This is a genomic window from Streptomyces tyrfis, assembly GCF_037034285.1.
In the GTDB taxonomy this organism is placed as follows: domain Bacteria; phylum Actinomycetota; class Actinomycetes; order Streptomycetales; family Streptomycetaceae; genus Streptomyces.
Map to the genome: position 1 here is coordinate 1 of NZ_JBAGJZ010000092.1, position 7805 is coordinate 7805.

General features: G+C 71.7%; 7 protein-coding genes and 4 pseudogenes. 2 read left to right on the forward strand and 9 right to left on the reverse strand.

Going from position 1 to position 7805, the window contains the following annotated elements:
• Window positions 1-92: 92 nt before the first annotated feature.
• On the forward strand, window positions 93-395 hold the full coding sequence (locus tag WA762_RS35090) for a DUF1330 domain-containing protein (protein WP_335941644.1): 303 nt from the start codon (window positions 93-95) through the stop codon (window positions 393-395).
• A gap of 60 nt (window positions 396-455) precedes the next feature.
• Here the strand turns inward: WA762_RS35090 and WA762_RS35875 are convergent.
• The 6 genes and pseudogenes from WA762_RS35875 to WA762_RS35110 all read right to left on the reverse strand — a co-directional run.
• A pseudogene (locus WA762_RS35875) lies at window positions 456-638 on the reverse strand (zinc-ribbon domain-containing protein); the annotation flags it as partial.
• A 145-nt stretch (window positions 639-783) separates the two neighbouring features.
• Window positions 784-1005: pseudogene (locus WA762_RS35880) on the reverse strand (Tn3 family transposase); the annotation flags it as partial.
• Window positions 1002-2096, reverse strand: a complete 1095-nt coding sequence (locus tag WA762_RS35095; protein ID WP_335941645.1) for a DUF4158 domain-containing protein — start codon at window positions 2094-2096, stop codon at window positions 1002-1004. The gene WA762_RS35095 and the pseudogene WA762_RS35880, both read right to left, overlap by 4 nt.
• A 566-nt stretch (window positions 2097-2662) precedes the next feature.
• Window positions 2663-3106 (reverse strand): DUF2267 domain-containing protein, encoded by a 444-nt coding sequence (locus WA762_RS35100; protein ID WP_335941646.1) that lies wholly within the window; start codon window positions 3104-3106, stop codon window positions 2663-2665.
• Window positions 3107-3177: 71 nt separating this feature from the next.
• Window positions 3178-3573: a DUF2267 domain-containing protein gene (locus WA762_RS35105; protein ID WP_335941647.1), complete on the reverse strand. Its 396-nt coding sequence runs from the start codon at window positions 3571-3573 to the stop codon at window positions 3178-3180.
• A gap of 105 nt (window positions 3574-3678) precedes the next feature.
• A complete protein-coding gene (locus WA762_RS35110) occupies window positions 3679-4110 on the reverse strand; it encodes an Hsp20/alpha crystallin family protein (protein WP_335941648.1) in 432 nt (143 codons plus the stop codon).
• A 128-nt stretch (window positions 4111-4238) separates the two neighbouring features.
• Here WA762_RS35110 and WA762_RS35115 point away from each other — a divergent pair, with 128 nt between their 5' ends.
• Entirely contained in the window at window positions 4239-4862 is a 624-nt protein-coding gene (locus tag WA762_RS35115) for a type III effector protein (protein ID WP_335941649.1), read from the forward strand.
• 408 nt (window positions 4863-5270) lie between these two features.
• Here the strand turns inward: WA762_RS35115 and WA762_RS35120 are convergent.
• The 3 genes and pseudogenes from WA762_RS35120 to WA762_RS35130 form a co-directional block, all read right to left on the reverse strand.
• Window positions 5271-5616 (reverse strand): annotated as a pseudogene (locus WA762_RS35120) (iron-containing redox enzyme family protein); the annotation flags it as partial.
• Between the two features lie 893 nt (window positions 5617-6509).
• Window positions 6510-6707, reverse strand: a complete 198-nt coding sequence (locus WA762_RS35125) for a hypothetical protein (RefSeq protein WP_335941650.1) — start codon at window positions 6705-6707, stop codon at window positions 6510-6512.
• Between the two features lie 804 nt (window positions 6708-7511).
• Window positions 7512-7805, reverse strand: a pseudogene (locus tag WA762_RS35130) (hypothetical protein); the annotation flags it as partial.

The window sequence follows — 7805 nt, forward strand, 5'->3', positions numbered from 1 at the left end:
CGCCGTCCGTGGTGGCCGCCCGGGCGCCGTGTCGATCCCGCGCGTCCGGGGCCCTGTTCGCCCTGCTTCGCGCGGATCGACGAGGAGAGACCATGCCCGCCCTGCTCATACTGAACTACGACGTGACCGACTCTCAGCGCCTGGACGCCTACCGCCGGGCCGCCGCCCCCGTCCTACTGGGCCCGGACGCGGGGGAACTTCTCGCGAGCACCGACCGGACCGTCCACCTGTCCGAAGGCGGGCGGCCGGCCGGCGGCACCCACACCGTCGTCCTGCGTTTCGCCGACGCCGAACAGGCCCGCACCGTCTACGAGTCCGAGCAGTACCGGGAACTGCTGGAGGAGCGCCTCGCGGCCACCCGCCCGTTCACGGCGATGATCGTGCCCGCCCTCTGAGGCGGGGCCGCGGCGGCATCGCCGTTTTCCACTTGGCCATCGCCGCCCGGCGCTGACCTTCTCCTGCCACTCGTGGCCGGCCGGGCAGCGCCACCACGCGTCGAACGTCGCCTTGGCCACGATCCGGCCGGGGGTCAGCGAGCCGTTGCGCTCTGGGTGCCGGGTCGCGGCGAGTGCGGGGCTGGCCTCGGCGAGCGTGGCCGCGGCGGGCCGGCCCGGCTTTCCTGTCGGTTCGTCCGTCATGCCGCTGCCGCTTTGTCGTCGTCGCCGAGCACGCTGAAGTCGACGTCCAGGCGGGCGTCGTAGTCGTCGGGGGTGATGCCCGAGTTCGTGGGTGGAGTACTCGCCGAACCGCTTGATGTGCTCGGTCAGGTACGGGAGACCTGCGCGAGGCCGAGGGGGTCGACGGGCGGCCCTCGGCCTGGAACTCGCGCACGACGTCGGCGATATCCAGGGTGTTGTGGAAGATCACCAGGTTGGCCAGCAGGGACGTGAACTTCACGTCCTTCTCCTGCTCGACCGGGTCGTTGCCGGACGCCGGGCCGAAGCGGTGCCACCACTCGATCCAGTAGGCGGTGCGGGCAACGGTGCCCAGGAAGGTGCCGCTCAGGCATCCGCTCCTTGACGGTCTGCTCCAGCACCAGGGCGCTCTTGCGCGGCTTCTCCGCCCGGCGGGCCTTGAGCTTGGGCGAGCCCGTGTCGGGGTCGATGAACAGCTCGTCGTTGTCCGGGTACTCGCCGTCCGCCGCGGCCGCCGCCGTGCTCAGGCGCCCCCGCAGCTGGGCGACCAGGGCGCGACCGTCGAACGGCACCCGCTCTCCCGGCGCACCCAGGCCGACCTCCGCCAGGTACTCCGGCAGATTCGCCTCCACCTGCTCCCAGGACAGCAGCCGCTCGGACGACGGGCGGTGTAGTCCTTGAGCGTCGCCGCGTCCCGGGCCACCGCCTCGTCGGCGAAGTCCGCGACCTTCCCGGCCACGACGCCCTCCAGCCACTTGCCGGTCTCACCGAGGCCGTCGACCACGTCAGGTGGCCCTTGAGACGCTTGAAGTTCGACCAGGTCGCCCGGCCGGGGTTGTGCTTGAGGGCGTTGAACAGCGTCCGCCCGTCCAGGCCGACGACATCGACCAGGCCCAGCAGCCGCGCCCGCTCGTCCTCGGTCATCCGCTCCCGGATGCCGGCCAGGATCTCCTCGTTCACCTGGGCCCGTACGGTGGAGGCCATCGCGTCCAGGGCGGAGAACCGCGGGATCTCCAGCCCCACCTCCACCAGCTTCTCCAGCGCGCTGTTGATCAGGTCCGCCGGGTTGTTCTTCGACGCCGCCTCGATCCGCATCGTCTCCTCGGCCAGCGCCCGGGCACCCGACCCGGCGTAGCGCATCCCGCAACGCTGGCGGACCATGCTCCGCTGGCTCTTGGCGGTCCGCTCCGACCCGTACGCCGGCAGGGTGTGCTCCGGCAGCTCCGCCGCCCGGCGCACGAACTCCACCACCTGCTCCGGCACCTCGTGCGCCTTCGGGAAGCAGCCCATCCGCTGGTACGGCCTCAGCGCCAGCAGCAGCGCGAGCTGGTGCTCATCGGAGTCCGCGACCTCTTCTGCCCAGGCCCGTTCCTCCTCGGACGGCGTGAAGAAGACGTGCAGCTCACGCGCGGTGATCAGCCGCTTGAACCGCGGATACGCGGTCCGCTCGATCGAGGTCATCCCCACTCCACCCGGTGCCCAGCTCCTGCCGGACGCCGCTGAACGCGCCCGCGCGGGATCATCGCGGGGCCGGTGCAGGGAAAGGATCGGAACGCGGGAACCCGGGAACCCGGGACAGGGCCAAGCCCTCGGTGGTAGAGCCGCAGGACCGACGCTCAGGGCCTCAAGATCATCTCACTGCCCGTTTTGAGTTCACCTTGGCTGGACCCCAAACACACCCTGCCCTCACCGACGGCCCTGCCCGGCCATACCCCGGGGTGAGTCGGCGATCGGGCTCCCTCGTACGGATGCTCTCGGTCCGGTCGGCGAGCAGCGCAGCCGCCCGTCCGTCGAGCCCGCCCGGCAGGCGAACCCACCAAGGCTTCCCGGCTGATCGATCCAATCGGCGGCCGTCCGCGCCGGCGACGACCCGGCGATCCGCACCCTGCTCCACCAGCTGGCCGATGTCGCCGACACCGAAGCCCTCTTGCTGCTGCACCGCTGGCTCAACGAGGACCTGCACCGCTGACCGGCCAGGAGCAGACTGCGCGTCGGGCACCACCGCGCCAACAGGACACGGCCCGGGGCTATGCGGCGGGGGTGAGTTCGGCTTGGCCGAACAGTAGTGCGTAGCCGGTGGGGAGCTGGTGCAGGATGCGGGTGATGAGGTCGGGGCCGGCGCAGGCCGTAACGGCGGAGAAGACGGATCCGGTGTCCCAGCGGGTGGTGGCGAGGGAGGCGCCGGTGCGGGCGGCGAGGTCCTTGACGAAGGCCCATCCGGTCAGTGGCTGGGTGTCGGGGATCTGCGCGGTCAGGATGCGTGCGGCCTCCAGGGGCAGCCGGGCGGCCAGGTCGACGCGTTCGTCGCCGGTCAGCTGGCGTCCCAGCCCCGAAAGGACGAGGCGGACGGTTTCGTCGGCTTTCTCGCGGGTGGGGTAGGCGCCTTCGTAGCGGACCTTCTCCAGCATCTGCTCATATGCCGTCCCGTACGGCTGCTGGTGCTCAAGCGGTGCGCGCACGTCGGTGATCACTGCGGTGCATGCCTTTCGTGAAGCAGGGTGGGGTGGTGCCGGTGTCCGGCTGGCTGGGGCCGAGGTGGTGGTCAGGTGGGCTGGGGGCGGCCGAAGAGGAGGTCGTAGCCGGCGGGGAGCTGGAGCAGGATCTGCCCCAGCAGATCGTCGCCGGCTGTGTCGGCGACCGTGGACAGCACGGCGCTGACGTCCCACGTCGCGGTCTGTTCGGTGGCGCCCTCGATCCAGGCTGCGGTCGCCCGCACGAACCGCTCCGGCGACAGTGGTTCGGCGCTCTGGAGCGGGTTGAGGAGGATCAGGGCGAAGTCCTCCGGCAGGCGTGCCGCGAGCTGGGAGCGGACTTCGCCGACCAGGTGCGCGCCGAGCAGGGCGAGCACCACGCGAGCCGCGCGCTCGGCTTCCTCCGCAGTGCCGTACTTGCCGCGTTCCTTCACGTGGTCGAGGAACGCCTCGCGTCGCAGAGTCATCTCAGCCGCCACCCCTTTCTTGTCCTTCGGACTGCCCACGGGGGTGCGGAGGGCGGGGTGAGGGGGGAGATCAGGTGCCCGTCCTCCGCACCCGTCCGGCCGGTGTCAGCCGGAGATCTCCTTGCGTCCGGATCCGACGCCGATGGTGATCTTGCGGGGCTTGGCGCGCTCGGCGATCGGGATGCGCAGGGTGAGCACCCCGGCGTCGTAGTCGGCCTGGATGTGCTCGGTGTCGAGAGTATCGGCGAGCACGATCTGGCGGGAGAAGACGCCCAGCGGCCGCTCGGAGAGCTCCATCTGCACGTCGTCGGACTTCGCCGCCGGCCGCCTCTCGGCCTTGACGGTGAGCATGTTCCGCTCGACGTCGATGTCGATCGCGTCCGCGCTGACGCCGGGCAGGTCGAAGGCCACCACGTACTCGTCGCCCTCGCGGTAGGCGTCCATCGGCATCGCCGACGGCTTCGACCAGGTACCCGGGCCCATCAGCTGCTGCGCCAGCCGGTCCAGCTCACGGAAGGGGTCAGTGCGCATCAACATCGTGAAAACACCTCCAGCAGGTTCAGGCAGTTACTGCCAATGCGCCTCACTGACACCGTTGTAACATGTCATCCAATGGATGACAAACACGATGTCGTCAGCTTGATGACAACCCGAGGGAGGTGTCCGTGACCCCGGCCGACCAGCCGCCTCTGTCCCGCACCGACGCCCACAGCCCGGTGTCGTTCCTTGCCGCCGCGGCGGCCCTCAACGCCATAGACGCCGCCCTGCGCGAAGCCCAGCACAAGACCCCAAACGCCCCCGCCCCCGGCCCGGAACAGGCCCTGGCTTCCTTGTCACTGCTGCGGCAGGTACGCGAGCAACTCGCCGGATGGGAGACCGCCCTGATCGAAACGGCCCGCGACGCAGGCGCCAGCTGGGCCGACCTCGCCCACCCCCTCGGCGTCGCCAGCCGCCAGGCCGCCGAACGCCGCTACCTGCGCGGCCGCCCCGGCCCGGCCGGGACCACCGGCGAGCAGCGTGTCCAGGCCACCCGCCAGGCCAGGGCCGCCGACCGCAGCACCGCCGCCTGGGCCCGCCGCAACGCGGCCGACCTGCGCCGCCTCGCCGGCCAGATCACCGCACTCACCGACCTTCCCCCCGCCGCCCGCCGCCCGATCAGCGAGCTCCACGCCGCTCTCGCCCACGACGATCCCGCCGACCTGATCGCCCCCCTGACCGCCGCCCGCCCGCACCTGGCCGCCGCCCACCCCGACCTCACCGCCCGGCTCGACACCCTCACACCTCCCTGACCCCACCGGGCGCACCGCAAGCAACCGGTCAACGTCCGCCCCGGGCAGACGAGGCCTGGAGACCAACGCGGCCTGCCCGCGGGCCCACCTGGCCTGCTCCCTCACCAAGCAGTGCCCGGACGGGGGTGGACGCAGTTGGTGGCCAAGGCACCGAGGCACCGGTTCCTGCCAGGCTGCGGACCGGCCCTGGCCTCGCCCCTCGACGGCCCCCTCCTGGGACACCATCGGCCAGGCACCCGGCACCAGCGAAGGAACCGCCCGCTCCCGCCCCACCCGCCACACACCCGGCCGCCGACCCGCGAGGCCCGTGCCAGCATCGGCCCGCTGGTGCCGGGCGCACGATCATTTGCGGCCCGCGGATCCCCGCGCCCGTCCCGGGCAGGCCGACGCCGAGGACAGGCCGACTCGGCGACCGTAGGCCGTCTCAGGCCGAGATCCGACATGAGATCCGCGAACAGCCGGGCGTGGACCCGGTCCGCCCTGCCCCCGCCGAACTCGTCGTACTCGACGGCGGCCATCCCGGCCTAGGCACGACCGCTGAGGCAAGCCAGCACCCAGGCGTGCGGATCCGCCTCCTTCAGGCGGTAGAGGGAACGCCGTGTCGCGTACGAGCGGAGATGATCCAGTGCCCCGTGCTCTTCGAGGAATTCCGGTACGCCCCGGCCGCCGACGGCCTCGACCGCCAGCTCGGCGAGGAGAGAGAGCCGAGCGGCCGCCGGGCACACGCGTCGCGGCGCAGAGCGGTCAGGAAGCGGGCAAGGCCCCGATCCCTGTTGACGGCGGGACGCAGTACGGCGGCGATAGGCACGCTCCTTGCAAGCCGGGCCGCAGTAGCGAGAGCCGGCGTGCCCGGCAGTGACGGGCTCGCCGCAGGAGCCGCACGGGCGGCCCGATCCGTAAGAGATGTTCGGCACGCCCGCGAGCACGCCCCTCCCTGTATCAGCTTCTCGGCCCGGCGGGGGCATCGCCCCCGTTTGCGATCAGCAATGCCTCAGCCAGGCGCGAGCAACGGCACAAGACCGCCTCACGCCACCCCCCGCCCCCTCGCCGCAGCGGCACCCTGCCGCAACACGCAGCGGATGGCCGCCGAACGGCAAGAGACCCCCAGCGGTGCCGGGGACCTCGCCAGGGACGGGGACAGGTCAGGCAGGCAGTTCTTCTGCGACTTCAGCGAGCTGCATCTGGAGCGCGACGGCTTCCCGCGCGCTGGCGAGCGCGGCCCGCTCCAAGGTTGTGGTGCCCGCCCCGGGAATCGTCCAGCGCCATGAGCGCATCGAGCTGCTGCCGCAGCCGCAGCACATCACCACCGCCGACCTCCGCCGAAGGACCGAGAACCACACCCCCTGCCGAACCGGCCGTCAGCGAGAGGAAGGAACGGCGGCGCACAGGGTCCTCGTCCTCCACGGGCGCGGGTTTCTTCTTGCGACGGTCGGGCGGCGAGGAGGCCGCCGCCGAAGCCGTCCCCCTCCGGGGCGCCTGGCCCCGGGACCGGGCGGACGACCACGGTCAGGCGCCGGGCAGGCCCCGCCGCAGCGGCCTCTTCTGCCGTCGTGCCTGACCGCACCGGCAAGTTGGAACCGGGCCGTACACCGGGCCCGGTCCAGGCGGCGACCGGGTGCCTGTACGCGCAGTGCACCCGGCGAGGGGTTATCCGAAGGGCAGGCAGATCGCCCAGACGTGGATCGCGGCACCAGGGGTGTTGTCGAGCGGCGTGGGGACCACCCAGCCCGTGTTGGTGCTGTTGGGGTGGCCCTTCTCTCCGATTCCCCCGTAGGTGTTGGGGCCGTCCGACGTGTACCCGCCGCTGACGACGGTGTAACCGGCCGGGCAATCGGCCGTGGCCACGCTCACGCCGTTCGCGGGGACGGACGGGCCGTTCACCGTGATGCTGGGCCCCGACACTCCGGCCGGCCCTGCCGGCCCTGCCGGCCCTGCCGGCCCTGCCGGCCCAGGAGGCCCCGGAGGCCCCGGAGGCCCCTGGCATCCTCCGCGGTGCTGATCGCAGGGGTCATGGTCCCCGTCGCCGGCGAAGGCCGGCTGGACACCAAGGGCACCGATACCGACGGCGGCGGTGAGAGCGATGACGGACAGTTTCCGGCGGATCTTCATCCAGAGGCCTTTCTCGACCTTGCGAGTACTGCGGTTCTTCACGGATGTGATCACGTCTATCAGCCGCCTCAGCCCATGACACTTCTGAGGGGGCCGAACGGAAGCGACGTCGTGACATCACCGTCGACCACCAGGAACGGCCCGGGGCACCTGCCGGGGGCGAGCCGGGCCCGCCCGGCGTCCGGCTGCCCTGTCCCGGGGCAGGGCAGCCGGACAGTTTTACCAACGCGGGAGCAATAGCAGGGCTACGGCCCTTGCCACGACCGATACCTGGCAGAGGATCTGACGGGCAGACAACGCAACACCCGGCTCAAGGCAGCCATGTCCGAGTACGGCTTCACGCACCAGGGCCTGGCCGACGAGATCAACCGGATCACGGCGCGGACCTTCGGCGAGAACCGTCCCCGCAAGTGCACCGACCGCCACGTCCGACGCCGGGCCAGCGACGAGGTCCGACGGCCCTGGACCCGCTACCTTCAAATAGGAGGCGAATTCGGTGAGGACGTTCCGGCGGTGGGCGGGGGAGCGCTCCCGGTAGAGTCAGTCCGCCCACACCCGGTCCGCGGGCGGGTAGGCGTCCGGGGCGGCCTCGGCCAGGACCTTGGCGACTGCCGGCATCCCGGCCGCCATCGCCTCCGCCTCACCCACCCGGGAATGGAAAGACAGCACACGCCGCACCCGCTCCTCGGCCGCGGCACGCATCACCCCGATCATCGCCCCACGCCGCCCACCCCTCCGCCACGCCCTGGCCATCTGCAAAAGGAGATCGAGCGTCGGGACCAGGACCGCCCGAAGACCGTGCGCGGGCATGTCTCCGTCGGGCGGAGTCGCGAG